Origin of the sequence: Lacticaseibacillus salsurivasis, assembly GCF_036246225.1 — a bacterium.
GTDB lineage: Bacteria > Bacillota > Bacilli > Lactobacillales > Lactobacillaceae > Lacticaseibacillus > Lacticaseibacillus salsurivasis.
Map to the genome: position 1 here is coordinate 367,307 of NZ_BTTP01000001.1, position 15,598 is coordinate 382,904.

The window sequence follows — 15,598 nt, forward strand, 5'->3', positions numbered from 1 at the left end:
AGGCCATCATGAGTTTATTCAAGTCAAAACAGCCAGTGCAAACGGCAAGCACTGGCCCTGATTACTATTTCCTTGATCGCATTGCCCCAACGATTTCGATTGAGGCGGCGGCACATTTGAAGGCCGTGAAGGCGGCGCTGGCTGAGCGGCCGGTGACGGTGTTGTCCGGGGGGCTGGATCCGCGAGCTAATGACAACTTCACGCTGTATCGCGACAAGGGTCATTTCTTTGCCAAGGGCACGCCGCATGAGAACTTTTTTGCTGAGCTGCATGGCCATCGCGAAATGAAAAATCAGCCGCTGACCGCACTACCGCTGGCAGGTTATCTGGGCGATCTGCAAACCTTCGAAGACTATGCGCGCAGTGCCACCGTTTATCATGATGGGGATGGTCAGCCAATTTACCGGGTGGATCGGGACGAACGCGGCCGGGTCAGTGCCATCAACTATTTTGCTGGCGGGCAGCCGGTGCGGGTGGACACCTACGACCAGCATCAACGACTTTTGATGTCTGAGCAGTTCGGAGCCACCGCCAATTCGGCGCAGTTGGTGGATGGCCGTGATGCGCCGACTGTGCATAGCATCATGAGCCGCACGTTGTATTCTGAAGCCGGGCGACCAGTATTTGCCCAAACTTTTTCGCCTTCGGAGTTGTGGTTGTTGGATGACCATGCGGTGCCGGTGCGGTTATTTCAAACCGAGGCGGCGTTGATGGCAGGGTGGCTGATGGATCATGTGGACCGCCACAACCATTTGTATGTCGCCGCTGACACCCCGATTTTTGCTCAGTTGGCCAGCTACGATAAACTGCGCGAGCACCTGATTCCAATCGTCCAAGATAAGCTGGATCCCGCGGTGCTCGCTGGCACCCCATTCACGGAAATTCTGGTGAGTGAAGGCTTGAATGCAAGTGACTTCACGGAATCCGCCAAGCAGATTACCACGATGCCGAACTGGATTGGGTTCAAGCCCAATACCGGCTGGTCGGTGTTCAAACATAACTAAACCATGGCCGCAAGCAAAGTTGCTTGCGGTTTTTGCGTGCTGGTGGGGTACACTGACAATAAGAGGTGATGACGATGTTAACGCCATGGGGGGAAAAGCTCAATCGGGAGCAGCCACTGCCTGAATATCCGCGGCCACAGCTGCGCCGGCAGCAGTGGACCAATTTGAACGGCCAATGGGACTATGCGATTACGGCGACCCCGACGCTGCCCAAGCAGTGGGCGGGTCAGATTACCGTGCCTTTTTCACCGGAAAGTGAGCTCGGCGGCGGCTTGCCACCGCTGCAGCCAACCCAAACCTTGTGGTACCGACGGCTGGTCAATGTACCGGCAACGGCTGTGGGTCACTGTCTATTACATTTTGGGGCAGTGGATCAGTACTGCCAGGTCTTTGTGGACCGGCAAAAACTGGCCACGCATCGCGGCGGCTACTGGCCCTTTAGTTGTGAGCTGCCTGCTAGTACTTGGGGCAAAACGGTTGAGCTGATCGTGGCGGTGCAAGACCACAGCGACCAAAGCGATGAGGCCACGGGCAAGCAGCGCCTTGAGGCCGGGGGCATTTGGTATCCGCCGCAAAGTGGCATTTGGCAAACCGTTTGGCTGGAAATGGTGCCGGCGACTTACATCGAAGATTTGACGTTAACGCCGGATTTGGCTAGGGGGCAAGTGACGGTCAAGGTGACCTTGAATCAGGCCAGCACTGATACGTTAGCCGTGACTGTTACCGCGGAGAGGCAAACCGTGGCTGCAGCGACAACTGCCGGCCTGACCGTCACGTTGACCTTGCCGGACAAGCATTCCTGGACGCCGGAGGATCCTTTTCTCTATGATGTGACCGTCCAAGTCGGTGAGGATACCGTGACGTCGTATTTCGGCCTGCGTAGTTTTGGGCGCGGGGTTGATGCCAATGGCCAGACCGTCTTTTTGCTGAACGGTAAGCCTTATTATCAATCTGGGCTGCTGGATCAGGGTTATTGGAGCGATGGGCTTTACACTGCGCCTAGTGATGAGGCCATGGTGGCCGAGTTGAAGCAGATCAAGACCTTGGGCTTCAACATGATTAGAAAACACATCAAAATCGAGCCACTTCGCTGGTACTACCACTGCGACCAGCTGGGCCTGTTGGTGTGGCAAGATTTCGTGTCCGGTGGCGGTCCGTATTCGCGGTGGGTGATTCAGATTTTGCCGTTCATTGGCATCACTTTGAAAGATACCCATGCGGGCTTTGGCCGCCAGTCCCCAGCTGGCCGGGCCGTTTATCACCGCGACCTGCAGCACACAGTCGCGCTACTGAAGAATGTGGTCTCAATTTGTACTTGGGTCCCATTCAACGAAGGCTGGGGTCAATTTGCTACGCAGGCCATCACGCAGGAACTGGCGGTGCTAGATCCCACGCGCTTAATCGATCAGGCTTCCGGCTGGCATGACCAACACGGCGGTGATTTTCGCTCCTGGCATATCTACTACAAGCCATTTCACTTGCATCGTGATCGGTTCGGCCGAATACAAGCCCTCACCGAATTCGGTGGGTACAGTTTGCCGTGGGCAGGCCATGCCCCGGAAGAGGCGTTTGGTTACCGGTACTACCATAGCCGGCAAAAGTTAACCGCTGCGCTGGTCAAGCTATACCGCAAGCAGGTGCTGCCGGCTGTTAAGCACGGGCTCGCGGCTAGCATTTATACTCAAGTCAGCGACGTTCATGGCGAGGTGAACGGCTTGTGGACGTTTGACCGGCGCGTGATGAAAGTAGATGCTGAGGCGATCCGTCAGGTAAACCGTGAGCTGCAACGGCGCTTTGCTGAGGTTCACTGGCGACTGCGGCCGGGGAGAAACAAAAAAAGCATTTGACCAAATGGCCAAATGCTTTTTTGTCTGCTGAAGCAGGATAGGTGGCAACCACGGTAGGTTAATTGCGGGCAACCTCTTCCGAACAGAGCGCTTAAGGCTTAGCTGGACGAGCCTTAAGCCCTTCTAATCACGGCGCATAATGCCGTTCAGTAAGAGTTCGCGTACCTCATCGAAGTCAGTTTGGTCTCCATGCTGAACGCCGAGTACATACTGGCGAATAGCATTGTAGATGATGGCCATGATGATGGCCGGGCTAACTGGGCGCAAAATGCTGGCATCGATTGCGGCTTGTATCAGCTGGGCCGGATTCTGGGCATCAGTGATCGTGTGAGTCCACTCGGCATTGGGCAGCGCCTTGATCTGGTGCAACAGCTCAAACGTGTCGAAGTGTGTGCTGGCGAAGGCGTACATCGCGTCAATGTACTCGTGCACGGCGGTCGTCAGATCTGCATTCGGCGTCACGTGCTTGGCAAAATCCTGTTGGACTTCAGTCTGAGCTTTGACATACAACTGCCGAAGCAGGTCGTCTTTGTTTTTGAAGTAGATGTAGAGGTTGGACTGAGCCATGCCGACCGCCTTGGCCACCTTGGTTGTGCTAATGGTTGCAGCGCCGTCGCGCAGAATCAGCGCCTTAGCAGCGGCGAGAATTTTGGCGTATTTTTCCGAATCTTTTGTTTTCATAGCATCATTTTAACTAAGAAAAGCTGAAAGAACAAGGTTGACAAAAGATAGAACTATCTTTAAACTGAAACTCGTCAATAAAGATAAGACTATCTTTTATAGAAGCTGGAGGCTCTCACACAATGAAAATCACATTAACTGGCTCACTGGGTCATATTAACCAAATTACGATTCCGGCGCTTGTCGCCGCCGGCCATCAGGTTCAGGTCATCACGCATAGTGAAGACCGAGTGGGCGCAATTCAAAAACTTGGCGCTACGGCACTAGTGGGGTCGATTGAGGATGTGTCTTTCTTGACCCAAGCGTTCAAAGGGAATGATGCGGTATACCTGATGCTGACAGGCATGGGCACAGCCGGTGGCGATCCGGTGGCGTTGGGGGAGATACAAGGCACACGTTATCGGCAAGCACTGGAGGCTGCACAGGTACCATACGCGGTTAATCTGTCCAGCGTGGGGGCGGATCAAGGCCCAGAAGTTGGCGCACTGTATGCCTACCACCTGATTGAAAACGAATTGACGCGCGCCGCCCAAACACACTTCACCTTCATTCGGCCCGTGGGTTTCTTCGATAACTTACGCGCGAACTTGACCCAAATGCAGACGCAGCACATCTACACCAATAACTTTGGCCCGGACACCCGAAGCGCCTGGACCGATCCGCGTGATATTGCGACTGCTGTGCTTGATGCGTTTAAGGTAGTGCCTCAGGCTAACGCAGTGCGCTATGTGATGAGTCAATGGTTAACCGGTCATGAGCTCATTGCTGGGCTCGCCGCCGGATTGCACCTGCCTGATTTACGGTGGGTGACCATCACGGATGATCAGAAGGAAGCAGCACTGATCAAAGCAGGAATGCCAACGCTGATTGCGCACCAGATGACTCAGATGAGTGCGGCCCAAAAGACCGAGGCTTTTTACCGGGATTTGCGCGCCCACGAGCCAGTGCATGGGCTCGTCACGTTAGCGGCTTTCCTACAGACGTTGAATTAAACAGGATGTGTTGGCAAGCGAGACTGTGATGGTCATTGAAAAATGTCGGTTAAGCTGGTTCCCAGTCTAGGGGGGACCGGCTTTTTGTGATGGAAGAATGCTCGTGTTTTTAGGTTTTGGGTGCAATATAGTGAGTCAAATCTTGGGCTAGCGCTGGGCGTCATCGAGCCATCTTGTTTGGCTGGGCCGGCGTGCCTGAGTGAATATAGAGATCGTAATTGGTCGCCGTTAGTGGTAAGATTAAATCATCATGTTAATAATAAAGTAACAGGGCGTGGTACTTTGTTGGTTCGCCATGCCCTGATGGTTTGAACGTAGCGATTAAGGAGGAACAGTTGATGAAATATCTTGTTACTGGCGCGACGGGTCATTTGGGCCAGCAGGTGGTCGCCGACTTGGTTGACCGCGTTGGTGCCGCATCAGTCACTGCCGGCGTCCATACCACAAATAGGGCGGCGGGGCTTGCGGCACAAGGCATTCATGTAGCTGCTTGTGATTATCGTGATGTCGCCACGATGACGCGCGCCTTCACCGGCCAAGACGTGGTGGTTTACATACCCAGCAAGACTTACGATGTTTTGCAGCGCATCACGGAATTCGAAAATTCACTTCAGGCGCTCAAGCAGGCGGGGGTGCCAGCCGTGGTGTTTGTCAGTTTTTACGCTGATCAGGAGCATAATCCGTTTGTGATGGCGCCATACTATGGCTACGCGCCACGGCGGTTGGCCTCCAGTGGGTTGAATTATGCGGTCATCAAAAATGCGTTGTACGCCGATCCGTTGGTGCCGTATCTCCCAGAGCTGATTGAGCGCAAGGCGCTGATTTATCCCGTGGGTCAACAGGCGATGAGCTTTATCACCTCAGCAGATAGTGCTAACGCCATCGCCACTTTAGCCACGCGGCCTGAGTTGCAAAGCCAAGGGCAAACTTACACGCTGACGCAAAGACAAAGCCTAACGATGCCGGCCCTCGGCCAAATTATGACCGCGGCGACGGGCCACGAAATCGGCTATGCGCCGGTGACCACCCAAGAATTTGGCCGGATCTATGCAGCTGAAGGGGATGGGGCAGAACTGGCCAGCATGTATGCGGCTGGGGCCATGGGGTTGTTTGACCAGGTCACCACAGATTTTCAAACCATCACTGGCACCGAACCCGAGAGTATGGCGGCTTTCTTAACCCGCAGTTATCAGCGTACCCAGCAGTAGTCTTTATGACAAATCAAGGCGCAAAAAAAGCATTTGACCAAATGGCCAAATGCTTTTTTGTCTGCCGAAGCAGGACGATCGATTACAACTTCTGGTGGTAACGATGCGAATATAGCCTATTTGATTCAATACAAATCCAGACACATTAAGACATTCGAGTAAAGTCCCGTGAGGTAATGCTATGAGAATCGGTATGAATTGATGATTTCTGCAACAGCGTGCAACATTCAAGTGCCTCGATAATAATGATCAAATCGTCCGTCTAAAAGCTGGCCAATTTTTTGATCGACGTCGTTCCATTCGTTTACTAAACATGACATACTGGTGTCGTGTTGTGTTTGTTAATCTAAGATCAATGAAGGAGTTTACCGCAAATTGCAAGAACAAGTTAGCCACCTGGCCCGATCCGGCGTATGAAAGCCTGTTATCTATGAAGTTGGTGAGTTAGTCGGCGTCGACGCTTTAGCCGCCCGGCGTCGGACCTGAGCGGATGCCGCCACGAATCGTTCTGTGGGGGTCTGGTACTTCAGGATGTGACGTGGGAGGTCGTTGATCTTACGTCCGGCCTCGGCCACCTCCTGAGGGCCTACGGTATTTAGAGACAGGCCCTTGGGGAAGTCCCGTCGCAGCATCCGGTTATGGGCTTCGTTGGTGCCGCGCTCGCTGGAGCGATAAGGATGGGCGTAGTATACGTCAGCGACTCCGTCGAGTACGAATGACAAGTCTGCGAACTCTGAACCGTTGTCCGCCGTGACGGTCTTGATGATGTCCCCGTGGTCCTTGACGATAGCGCGCATGGCATAGTTAACCGAGTCCGCATCACGACCATCAATCAGGCGCACGAACTGGAAGCGAGTTTTGCGCTCAATCAGTGTCATCAGTACACTCTCCTGGCCATTGCGCTTACCAACTATGGTGTCTAGCTCGAAATTGCCGAACTCTCTACGAGAGTCCACACGCTTTGGCCTGTCGTCAATACTGCGACCCGTCAGCATGCGTTGGAACTTGTGGTTGGCCTTATGCTTCACACGTCTACTAGGCTTCTCAAGCAGATCAATATTTCGCACCTCCAGTAGCTGAGCGTCGATATAGTTGTAAAGCGTCGCAGTACAAACCATTTCGTCGGGCAAATATAGCCCCTCTGCCCTAGCGCGGCCAACGGCCGCGTCAGGTGACCAGCTATCCTCTTGAAAGTGGCTTGTAAAGTAGGTAATGAAGTCCTGGACCTTCGAGAGCTTAAGCGGGCGACGGCAGCGCTGGCGGTTTTCCTGATAACGTATCTGGGCAGTTTCAGGACTGTAAACACTATAGTAGTGCAGCTTGCCGTTGACCTTCTCGACCTGGTCGGTCTGCCCGCGAGCAATTTCGTTGGCGATGGTTTGGCGATTGATACCGAGGTGGTCGGCAATCTTTCGATTGGACTTTTCTTGCGCGTGGAGAACTGCGATTTCTCCACGCTCAGATGGGGTTAGGTGGTGACCTTTAACGTGAGGCGTGATAAGCTGGTCTTGCATCAAGACATCCTTCTTTCATTGTTTGTATGGTAGCTTCAATGATAACAGGACTTTTGTCTTGGTGTTTTTTATCGTCTCAAATTTGAGGCGATGGTGGCTAACTTGATTCTAAAACGCGGGTGAAGGAGTTTACATGAGAATTGATCGATTAATTGGTATTTTAGCAATTCTGTTGCAAAGAGATCGGGTGACGGCGCCAGAGTTGGCGGCAAAATTCGAAGTTTCTAAACGCACGATTAATCGTGATATCGATGCACTGACAAGAGCCGGTGTGCCGCTATACACGACGCGAGGGACCGGTGGCGGCATTTCCGTTGTGAGCGGCTATCGCATCGATCGGACATTGCTGACTTCAAAAGATATGAAGAGTATTTTGGCTGGCTTGCGCAGTTTGGATAGTGTCAGTGGGAGTCACTACTATGAAATCTTGATGGAAAAGCTCCAGACAGGCGCAAACTCGGTCGTCAATGGGCGAGATTACATGTTGATCGATCTTTCATCTTGGTATCATGCCCATTTGACCCCGAAATTGACGATGATAGAGGAAGCTATTGAAAAAAATCGGCTGTTGACGTTTGCCTATGTTTCACAAACAAACGAAGGCATGCGCACGGTGGAACCTTATTTTGTCGTCTTTCGATGGTCGAATTGGTATGTGTGGGGCTGGAGTCTGAAAGATGACGAATTTCGTCTCTATAAAGTGAATCGCATGTCAGCACTGCATGTCGATGCCACTCGATTTGACCCCAGAACAGTCCCAATGCCGGAGATGAAACCAATTGCTCACGGCTTAGATGCGATTCACTTCACCGCATTGTTCGATCCAAGCGTGAAATGGCGTATTTTAGATGAGTTTAGTGCGGACCAATTACAGCCTGAGGCCAATGGTAAGCTGCGGCTCACAGGAGCATACAGCGATAGTCAAAGCTTGGTTCAATGGTTGTTGTCATTTGGTGATAAGGTTGAATTGCTGCAACCAGTCGCGGCCCGTAAATTATTGCAGGCGACGATACAAAACATGCTTCAAACATATCAGCGGTAAATTCATGTAGACTCCTTTAATTTGACAGTTAGAGGAGCGCAACCATGCATCAAAAAAAAGCGAATGATTTAGGCAAAGACAAAATCGTATCACTGGTATTAAAACTAGCAATCCCAACAATGCTGGCGCAGTTCATCAACGTTTTATACAGTGTGGTGGACCGGATGTTTATTGGACATATTCCAGGGATTGGTACCGATGCGCTGGCAGGGGTTGGCATTTGCGGTCCGATTATTGCCGTGCTGTATGCATTCTGTTATTTGATTGGACAAGGCGGCACGCCGGTGATGGCCATGGCCTTAGGGGCAGGAAATATTCAAAGGGCCGAAGTGGTGATGGCCAACGCGTTACGATTGTTGATCCGAATGGGCCTAAGTTTGACGGTGATTTTTTTATTGATCCGTAATCAACTGTTATGGTGGTTTGGTGCAAGTCCCGCAATTTTTCCTTACGCGTCAGCATTTTTAACGATTTATTTGTGTGGTACGGTGTTTGCTCTCTTATCAGGCGGAATGAATAGCTTCTTAATTGCGCAAGGTCATGCTGGTTTGGGTGTGGGGACGGTATTGGCCGGAACGGTGCTCAATCTGATTTTGGATCCCATTTTGATTTTTGGCATGCATTTAGGAGTTGCTGGGGCGGCGATTGCGACAGTGATTTCGCAAACCATTTCAGCGTGTTTTGCCATTATTTGTTTGTGCCGAATGCCATTGACTGCTCGGCTTCATTGGCAAAAACTGGATTCAGCTTTGTGTCGTCAAATCATCCATTTAGGTTTGGCACCGTTTTTTACTTATGCCTTAGATAGCGGCTTATTAATTTTATTGAATACAATTCTGCAACGAACCGGTGGACCAACTGAAGGAAACATGTTGGTGACTTGTGCGACACTGATCCAAAGTTACATGTTGCTCATTACGTCGCCGTTAAGCGGGATCACGATGGGGTGTCAAGGGATTGTGAGTTTTAACTTAGGTGCCCATAAAGTTGAGCGGGTGAAAGCAGCCTTATGGTCGATTTACGCAGTATGTTTTGCGTTTTGCTTTGTGATGCTGATGTTCACGTTGTTTGCGACACCGGTGTTTGTCCGTTTGTTTACTGCCGACGCTTACTTGATACAACGGGCAGTGCCATATATCAAGCTTTATGCATCTGGGGTGTTATTCATGGCGGTACAGTGGACGGTGACAGATATGAGTATTGCCATGGAACAACCCAAAGTCGCATTGACCTGTTCACTACTGCGTAAAGGCATTTATGTCCTCGGTGTTGTTGCTTTGCCACTTTGCTTCACCCCAGCGATGGCCTTTGCTGCCCAACCGCTTTGTGACTTTCTGGCAGCTGTATTTTCCGGTGTGGTTTTCATCCACATGGTGCCACGGGTGTTGGTAGCACACCGAGGCTTTGATACAAATGAAATCAAGTGACGGTAGGTAGTGGGGTTTACACCCTTCGCGCTATGGACAAATTTACCGGTATATCAAACATGCACACGAGTCGCTTAGCAGTAGCGGTATCCCAGATCGCATTGATATGAAGATTCCATCAAGATCAGGTTGGTGGAATTTTTTGTTTCGACAAAAAAAGCCTTATGCACAAGGCATAAAGCTTTTGATAACCAAACACAATAATTAAAATTACAGCTTCTGGTTGTAGTATTCAACGACCAAGGCTTCGTCGATGTCTGGTTCCAGTTCGTCCCGGGTTGGGAGGCGAACCAAGGAGCCTTCCTTCTTGTTATCATCGAAGGTCACGTAAGCAGGACGGGAAACCGTTGCTTCCAGTGAGTCATTGATGATGGTCAGGTTCTGGCTCCGTTCGCGCAAGCCAATCACTTGGCCCGCAGCAACTTCGTAAGAAGGAATATCAACGCGCTTGCCATCAACCGTGATGTGGCCGTGGTTAACGAGCTGACGTGCTTGCGGACGAGTGGAGGCCAAGCCCAAACGGTAAACCAAGTTGTCCAGCCGAGTTTCGAGCAGGATCATGAAGTTATCACCATGGGTACCTTCTTTGATCTTGCCGGCGCGGATAAACAGGTTTTGGAATTGGCGTTCGTTCAAGCCGTACATCCAACGCAGCTTCTGCTTTTCAGTGAGCTGTTGGCCGTATTCGGAAACTTTCCGACGGTTGTTAGCACCGTGATCACCAGGGGCGTAGGGACGACGAGCAAGTTCTTTACCAGTGCCGGAAAGGCTAAGCCCCAAACGACGGGACTGCTTCCAGCGAGGACCAGTATAACGAGACATAAGGTATTTCCTCCAAGATTTATATTTGGAGTAAAATAATGAATTGTGAATTCAAAACACGGGCAGTTAAGCTAAGCTGTTCGCTCTCGCAGCCGCGGTTACTAAGCTCTCCGCTAAGGGTTGCCAAACTGGAGCCGACCATTCCATTCACTGCTGCATTATTTTACACGCAGGCTAGTATACCGTAGCTAGCGCCTCGGCGTCAAGGTGTTTCGCCAGCGTCTGGGCAAAGTCCTGTAAGGTTTTCAGGTCGTTTTCACTAAAGCGGTCCAGCTCAGGCGAATCGATGTCCATGATACCGACGATTGTGCCGCCGACGACTAGCGGGACGACGACTTCGCTGTTGCTGGCCGCATCGCAGGCGATATGGCCGGCAAACTCATGGACATTCGGTACCCGCAACGCTTTTTGCTGAGCAAAACTGGTGCCCACCACGCCGCTTCCTGGGGCGATATGCATGCACGCCACTTGCCCTTGGAAGGGGCCAAGGTCGAGGCTGTTTTGGGCCTGGTGGTAAAGGTAAAAACCGGCCCAGTTGACGGCTGCCATGCCGTTGAACAACACGGCACTGGCGTTGGCTAAGTTAGTGATCACATTGGTTTCGTCGGTCAGCAGGGCATCAACTTGCGCGACCAGTAGCGGATCGATTGGGGTCATATGCAGCACTCCTTGAGTGAAATTGCCTTCATTCCTTACAGAAACGGGGTTTTCCTATGAGAAAGCCTTTCATATTGCCGGCGTTTTTGAGATACTAGGAACCGAAGACGATTGTCGATTTGTAATAGGGACAGTTTAGTGGGCCCGCTGATAAATTGCAACTGCGGCTCTCGGATGGCGGAAGGTGTAATAACATGACTTGGATTATCATTGCATTGATTATTATCGTGCTGATCGGCCTAGGGGTTTGGGGGTATCAGGTGGACAACGCGCGCGTGATCAAATCCTTGGATGAGGAAGTCGCCACGCTGGATACTGGCAGCGCGGCCGGGCTGATTCGCAGCATTCAACAGCTGAACTTGAGTGGCGATAGTCGCCAGGAATTTCAAAAGTGGGCCAAGGCTTATCAGGAGCTACTTGACGGCACGCTGACGGAATTGCAGACGGCGCTGCTTGATGTGGAACAGGCGAATAAGCAGTTCCACTTTGGCCAGGTGAAAGACGGTATCGCTAATATTGAGGCCTTGCAAATGGGCGCGGCCAAGCAGATGAATCAGATCAACAAGGCGCTGTCTGCCATTAAGATCAGCGAGGCTGAAAATGCCAAGCGCATCAATCAACTGCGCGAAGGCTATCAGGAAGCGCGGAAGACGGTTTTGGCGAAGAGTTTTGCCTTTGGTGAGGCGCTGCCGGCGTTGGAAGATAGTCTCCAGCAAATTGCGGCGCGCTTGTCAGCCATCAATGAGCTGAATGCCGCGGGTGACCCAGCCAAGGCCAAAGGCGAACTCGGCCAGCTGAAAAATGAGGTTGCAGCCATCAAGCTGCAGGTCAAGACTTTGCCACCGCTGGTCAATGAAGTGGTCAATGAATTCCCCGGCCAAGTCAAAGAAATTCAAAGCGGGTTTGAGCAGCTCACCGCTCAGCAGTTCCAGTTCACGGAAGATGTTCCGGCTGGTGTGGCTGAGGTGACGACGGCGCTGCAGGTCGCCGACCAGCAGATTAAAGATTTGGCCGTCACCGAACTGACCGCCAACACCGAGACTATCGTTAACAAGATTGACTCCCTTTATGCGGTGATGGAAAAAGAGCTCAAGGCCAAAACCGCGGTGGCTGATAGTCAAACCGACTTACGGCAGTTTATCAATCACGCGCTTCAGCAAAACCATACTTTAGCGATTGAACTCGATCATCTGAATCAAAGCTATCAACTGAATCACGATGAAATCAAAACCACCAATAACTTAAAGGTCCAACTGAATGATATCAACCAGGCCTATGATCAGGCGGTTGACCAACTGACCGCGCACCAGGCCGTGTACTCTGAAGTGCTGAGTCAATTTACCCAAGATCGTAGCGACCTGACCGCTATCGAAAAGCAACAGGCGACCATCAACGATTCGGTCAGCGGCCTGCGCGAAACCGAGCAAAAAGCCATCGATCAGGTGGATGCCTTTGACCGCTCGGTGCGCGATATCCGCTATGAAGTTTCGCGGCATGATTTGCCTGGCCTGCCGAAAGCCTACCGCGACTTCTTCAAGGTGGTGACGAGCGAAATCACCAGCCTTAAGCAGGCGATGAACCAAGTCAAAATCGATTTGGACGCAATTGCCAAGCAGCTGATTAAGGTGTCTAGTGACATCGATCAGCTCAAGCAGCAAAGTCGCGATGTGATTGACGCTGCCGGCATGACCGAACAGCTCTTGCAATATGCTAATCGCTACAAAGCTTCCCATGAAGCGGTAGCGCAGGCGATGACCGAGGCCCAAGTGGCCTACGCCAAGTACGATTATCAAACCGCGGCGGATACGATTGCCACCGCGCTCGAGGCGGTTGAAGCTGGCAGCTACCAGAAAGTGGCCGATGACTATAACGCCCAGCAGCACAACAATCTGTTTTAAGCCCCGCACCAGCAGCTGAACCCCAGAGTTGCTGGTTTTTTTTTGCCTGCGTTTTTGGTATACTGGCAAGCAGCTAAACTTACGAAAAGGAAGAATGACCGTCATGATATATTTTGACAATAGTGCCACCACCAAGGCATTGCCGGTGGTGCTGGATACGTACCGCAAAGTCAGCGAGGACTTTTTCGGTAATCCGTCGAGCCTGCATGCGGTAGGCGGCAAGGCTGACGAAATGCTGCAAAGCGCCCGGGCCCAGATTGCCCAGTTGATGCAGGCTAAGCCCGATGAAATCTACTTCACCAGTGGCGGCACGGAAGGCGATAACTGGATTATCAAAGGCACCGCCATCGAAAAGCGGCCTTTCGGCAAGCATCTGATTACCACCGCGGTGGAACATCCCGCGGTAATCAACACGATGAAGCAGCTGGAGAGCTTGGGTTTTGAGGTGACGTATCTGCCCGTGGATAAGCGCGGGTTTATCAACCCCGCCGATTTGAAAGCGGCGCTGCGCGATGACACCATTTTGGTGTCGATCATGGCGGTGAACAATGAAATCGGGGCCAAGCAGCCGATTGACGAGGTAGCCAAAATTCTGACCGCTTACCCGAATGTTCATTTTCACGTCGATGCGGTGCAGGCGATTGGTAAAGGCTTGATGCCTAGCCTACGCAATCCGCGCATCGACTTCCTGACGTTCTCAGGGCACAAGTTCCACGCCCCGCGTGGTACGGGCTTCATTTATATGAAGGAAGGCAAACACCTGGCGCCACTTTTGACTGGCGGCGGGCAGGAAAGTAACCTGCGCTCTGGCACTGAAAATGTGCCAGCCATTGCCGCGATGGCCAAGGCGCTGCGGCTGTTGCTCGATGACGAGGCTGGCAAGGTGGCGCATCAAGCGGCCATTCGCCAGCGCATTTATGAGCATGTGGCCCAAGCGGACAACACCGTGATGTTCAGCCAGCTGACCCCTGATTTTGCCCCGCATATTTTGACCTTTGCCATTGCAGGCGTGCGCGGTGAAACCATTGTGCATGCCTTTGAGCAGCATGACATCTATATTTCCACCACCAGTGCTTGCTCTAGTAAAAAAGGCACCGAAAGCAGTACGCTAGCCGCCATGCGGGTGCCGGATAACGTGGCTACCAGTGCGGTGCGGATCAGTTTAGATGAATACAACACATTGCAAGAAGCCGATGCTTTCAACCAGGCATTCGACCAAGTGTATGCTGGCTTCAAGAAACTCATGCCAGCACATGCTGAATAAGGAGGAAACCGAGTGAATTACAGTGAAATTATGGTGCGCTATGGCGAATTGTCCACCAAAGGCAAGAACCGCCAAGCGTTCATAGGCCGCTTGCACGGCAACATTACCAAAGCGCTGCACGAATTCCCGGCGTTAACCATTCGCCCCAAGCGAGATCGGCTCCACATTGAGCTGAATGGTGAGGATTCCGCCGCCGTCATGGCGCGCTTGAGCAAGGTCTTTGGGATTCAAAGCTACTCACCCAGTGTGAAGGTCGCCAAAGATATGGCTGCCGTACACGAGGCGGCGCTGGCTTTGATGAATGAAACGGTGCCGGAGGGCAGTTCCTACAAGGTTTACACCCGGCGCTCTGATCACACCTTTGAGCTGGACACTAACGAGATGAACCTGAACTTGGGCGACTTTTTCGTGGATCACCGGCCTGATTTGAAGGTGCAAATGCGTCAGCCTGACTTCACCTTGCGGGTGGAAGTGCGCCGCGAAGCGATTTATCTGTCCACCCAAACCATTTTGGGGGCAGGCGGGATGCCAGTCGGTACCGCAGGCAAGGCGATGCTGATGCTGTCTGGGGGCATTGATTCGCCTGTCGCAGGCTACTACGCCCTGAAGCGTGGGGTCGATATTGAAATGGTTCACTTTTTCAGCCCGCCTTACACCAGCGACAGCGCCTTGAATAAAGCCAAGCAGCTGACCACGAAACTAGCGCCTTACGCCGGTTACATCAAGTTCATTCAGGTGCCATTCACCGAAATCCAGGAAACCATCAAGGCCACCGTGCCAGAAGGGTACCTGATGACGGTGCAGCGCCGGTTGATGCTCCGGCTGACCGCGGCACTGGCAGAAAAACGCGGCGGCCTAGCCATCGTCAATGGCGAATCAATCGGTCAGGTCGCTTCACAAACCCTTGAAAGCATGGTCGCCATCAATGACGTCACCACGATGCCGATTATCCGGCCGGTGGCAACGATGGATAAGACGGAAATCATCAAAGTGGCGGAAAACATTGATACCTATGCTTTGTCCATCATGCCATTTGAAGATTGCTGTACCATTTTTGCGCCGCCTTCGCCGAAGACGAAGCCGAATTTGGACAAGTCGCGTTACTTCGAAAGCAAACTCGATGTTGCTGGCCTGATGGAACGGGCGCTGGCTGGGGTAAAAATCACTGAGATCAAGTCTTCTGATGAATTCATGAACCAAGATCAAGATCTGATTACTGAACTACTTTAGGAGGGTGCTGGC

General features: G+C 52.0%; 13 protein-coding genes. 9 read left to right on the forward strand and 4 right to left on the reverse strand.

What is annotated here, in order from left to right; all coding sequences use genetic code 11:
- The first annotated feature begins 8 nt into the window (after positions 1 to 8).
- Together AAA927_RS02030 and AAA927_RS02035 are read left to right on the forward strand one after the other, a co-directional pair.
- On the forward strand, positions 9 to 1,004 hold the full coding sequence (locus tag AAA927_RS02030) for a hypothetical protein (RefSeq protein WP_338215208.1): 996 nt from the start codon (positions 9 to 11) through the stop codon (positions 1,002 to 1,004).
- Between the two features lie 74 nt (positions 1,005 to 1,078).
- Complete coding sequence (locus AAA927_RS02035; RefSeq protein ID WP_338215210.1) at positions 1,079 to 2,851, forward strand: glycoside hydrolase family 2 protein; 1,773 nt, start codon at positions 1,079 to 1,081, stop codon at positions 2,849 to 2,851.
- Positions 2,852 to 2,974: 123 nt separating this feature from the next.
- Here AAA927_RS02035 and AAA927_RS02040 read toward each other — a convergent pair whose 3' ends face one another.
- Positions 2,975 to 3,532 carry a TetR/AcrR family transcriptional regulator gene (locus tag AAA927_RS02040; protein WP_338215211.1) on the reverse strand — a complete coding sequence of 186 codons (558 nt, stop codon included), beginning with the start codon at positions 3,530 to 3,532 and terminating at the stop codon, positions 2,975 to 2,977.
- Positions 3,533 to 3,654: 122 nt separating this feature from the next.
- On the opposite strand from AAA927_RS02040, the gene AAA927_RS02045 reads away from it, so the two are divergent.
- Positions 3,655 to 4,524, forward strand: a complete 870-nt coding sequence (locus AAA927_RS02045; RefSeq protein WP_338215213.1) for an SDR family oxidoreductase — start codon at positions 3,655 to 3,657, stop codon at positions 4,522 to 4,524.
- A 338-nt stretch (positions 4,525 to 4,862) separates the two neighbouring features.
- Positions 4,863 to 5,732 (forward strand): NAD(P)H-binding protein, encoded by an 870-nt coding sequence (locus AAA927_RS02050; RefSeq protein WP_338215215.1) that lies wholly within the window; start codon positions 4,863 to 4,865, stop codon positions 5,730 to 5,732.
- A 428-nt stretch (positions 5,733 to 6,160) separates the two neighbouring features.
- Here the strand turns inward: AAA927_RS02050 and AAA927_RS02055 are convergent, their stop codons facing one another.
- Positions 6,161 to 7,246, reverse strand: a complete 1,086-nt coding sequence (locus AAA927_RS02055) for an IS30 family transposase (RefSeq protein ID WP_338215217.1) — start codon at positions 7,244 to 7,246, stop codon at positions 6,161 to 6,163.
- A 133-nt stretch (positions 7,247 to 7,379) separates the two neighbouring features.
- Between AAA927_RS02055 and AAA927_RS02060 the strand changes: the two genes are divergently transcribed.
- Together AAA927_RS02060 and AAA927_RS02065 are read left to right on the forward strand one after the other, a co-directional pair.
- The gene (locus tag AAA927_RS02060; protein WP_338215220.1) at positions 7,380 to 8,288 is read left to right on the forward strand and encodes a helix-turn-helix transcriptional regulator; all 909 of its coding nucleotides are present in this window, start codon (positions 7,380 to 7,382) and stop codon (positions 8,286 to 8,288) included.
- Between the two features lie 44 nt (positions 8,289 to 8,332).
- Positions 8,333 to 9,715 carry an MATE family efflux transporter gene (locus AAA927_RS02065; RefSeq protein ID WP_338215222.1) on the forward strand — a complete coding sequence of 461 codons (1,383 nt, stop codon included), beginning with the start codon at positions 8,333 to 8,335 and terminating at the stop codon, positions 9,713 to 9,715.
- Between the two features lie 210 nt (positions 9,716 to 9,925).
- Here the strand turns inward: AAA927_RS02065 and rpsD are convergent, their stop codons facing one another.
- Together rpsD and AAA927_RS02075 are read right to left on the reverse strand one after the other, a co-directional pair.
- Positions 9,926 to 10,537 (reverse strand): 30S ribosomal protein S4, encoded by a 612-nt coding sequence (gene rpsD / locus AAA927_RS02070; protein WP_204119179.1) that lies wholly within the window; start codon positions 10,535 to 10,537, stop codon positions 9,926 to 9,928.
- Positions 10,538 to 10,711: 174 nt separating this feature from the next.
- Positions 10,712 to 11,194, reverse strand: a complete 483-nt coding sequence (locus tag AAA927_RS02075) for a GAF domain-containing protein (RefSeq protein ID WP_338215226.1) — start codon at positions 11,192 to 11,194, stop codon at positions 10,712 to 10,714.
- Between the two features lie 194 nt (positions 11,195 to 11,388).
- On the opposite strand from AAA927_RS02075, the gene ezrA reads away from it, so the two are divergent.
- From ezrA to thiI, 3 genes are all read left to right on the forward strand, one after another.
- Positions 11,389 to 13,092: a septation ring formation regulator EzrA gene (ezrA, locus tag AAA927_RS02080; RefSeq protein WP_338215227.1), complete on the forward strand. Its 1,704-nt coding sequence runs from the start codon at positions 11,389 to 11,391 to the stop codon at positions 13,090 to 13,092.
- A 103-nt stretch (positions 13,093 to 13,195) separates the two neighbouring features.
- Positions 13,196 to 14,356, forward strand: a complete 1,161-nt coding sequence (locus tag AAA927_RS02085) for a cysteine desulfurase family protein (RefSeq protein WP_338215229.1) — start codon at positions 13,196 to 13,198, stop codon at positions 14,354 to 14,356.
- A gap of 12 nt (positions 14,357 to 14,368) precedes the next feature.
- Positions 14,369 to 15,586: a tRNA uracil 4-sulfurtransferase ThiI gene (gene thiI / locus AAA927_RS02090; RefSeq protein ID WP_338215231.1), complete on the forward strand. Its 1,218-nt coding sequence runs from the start codon at positions 14,369 to 14,371 to the stop codon at positions 15,584 to 15,586.
- Positions 15,587 to 15,598: the final 12 nt, after the last annotated feature.

Excerpts from the sequence above, each read along its gene's own strand:
- AAA927_RS02035 (WP_338215210.1), top strand. The coding sequence starts at position 1,079 with ATGTTAACGCCATGGGGGGAAAAGCTCAATCGGGAGCAGCCACTGCCT.
- AAA927_RS02085 (WP_338215229.1), top strand. The coding sequence starts at position 13,196 with ATGATATATTTTGACAATAGTGCCACCACCAAGGCATTGCCGGTGGTG.
- rpsD (WP_204119179.1), bottom strand. The coding sequence starts at position 10,537 with ATGTCTCGTTATACTGGTCCTCGCTGGAAGCAGTCCCGTCGTTTGGGG.
- AAA927_RS02030 (WP_338215208.1), top strand. The coding sequence starts at position 9 with ATGAGTTTATTCAAGTCAAAACAGCCAGTGCAAACGGCAAGCACTGGC.
- AAA927_RS02050 (WP_338215215.1), top strand. The coding sequence starts at position 4,863 with ATGAAATATCTTGTTACTGGCGCGACGGGTCATTTGGGCCAGCAGGTG.
- AAA927_RS02055 (WP_338215217.1), bottom strand. The coding sequence starts at position 7,246 with ATGCAAGACCAGCTTATCACGCCTCACGTTAAAGGTCACCACCTAACC.
- AAA927_RS02065 (WP_338215222.1), top strand. The coding sequence starts at position 8,333 with ATGCATCAAAAAAAAGCGAATGATTTAGGCAAAGACAAAATCGTATCA.
- AAA927_RS02045 (WP_338215213.1), top strand. The coding sequence starts at position 3,655 with ATGAAAATCACATTAACTGGCTCACTGGGTCATATTAACCAAATTACG.
- ezrA (WP_338215227.1), top strand. The coding sequence starts at position 11,389 with ATGACTTGGATTATCATTGCATTGATTATTATCGTGCTGATCGGCCTA.
- AAA927_RS02075 (WP_338215226.1), bottom strand. The coding sequence starts at position 11,194 with ATGACCCCAATCGATCCGCTACTGGTCGCGCAAGTTGATGCCCTGCTG.
- AAA927_RS02040 (WP_338215211.1), bottom strand. The coding sequence starts at position 3,532 with ATGAAAACAAAAGATTCGGAAAAATACGCCAAAATTCTCGCCGCTGCT.
- AAA927_RS02060 (WP_338215220.1), top strand. The coding sequence starts at position 7,380 with ATGAGAATTGATCGATTAATTGGTATTTTAGCAATTCTGTTGCAAAGA.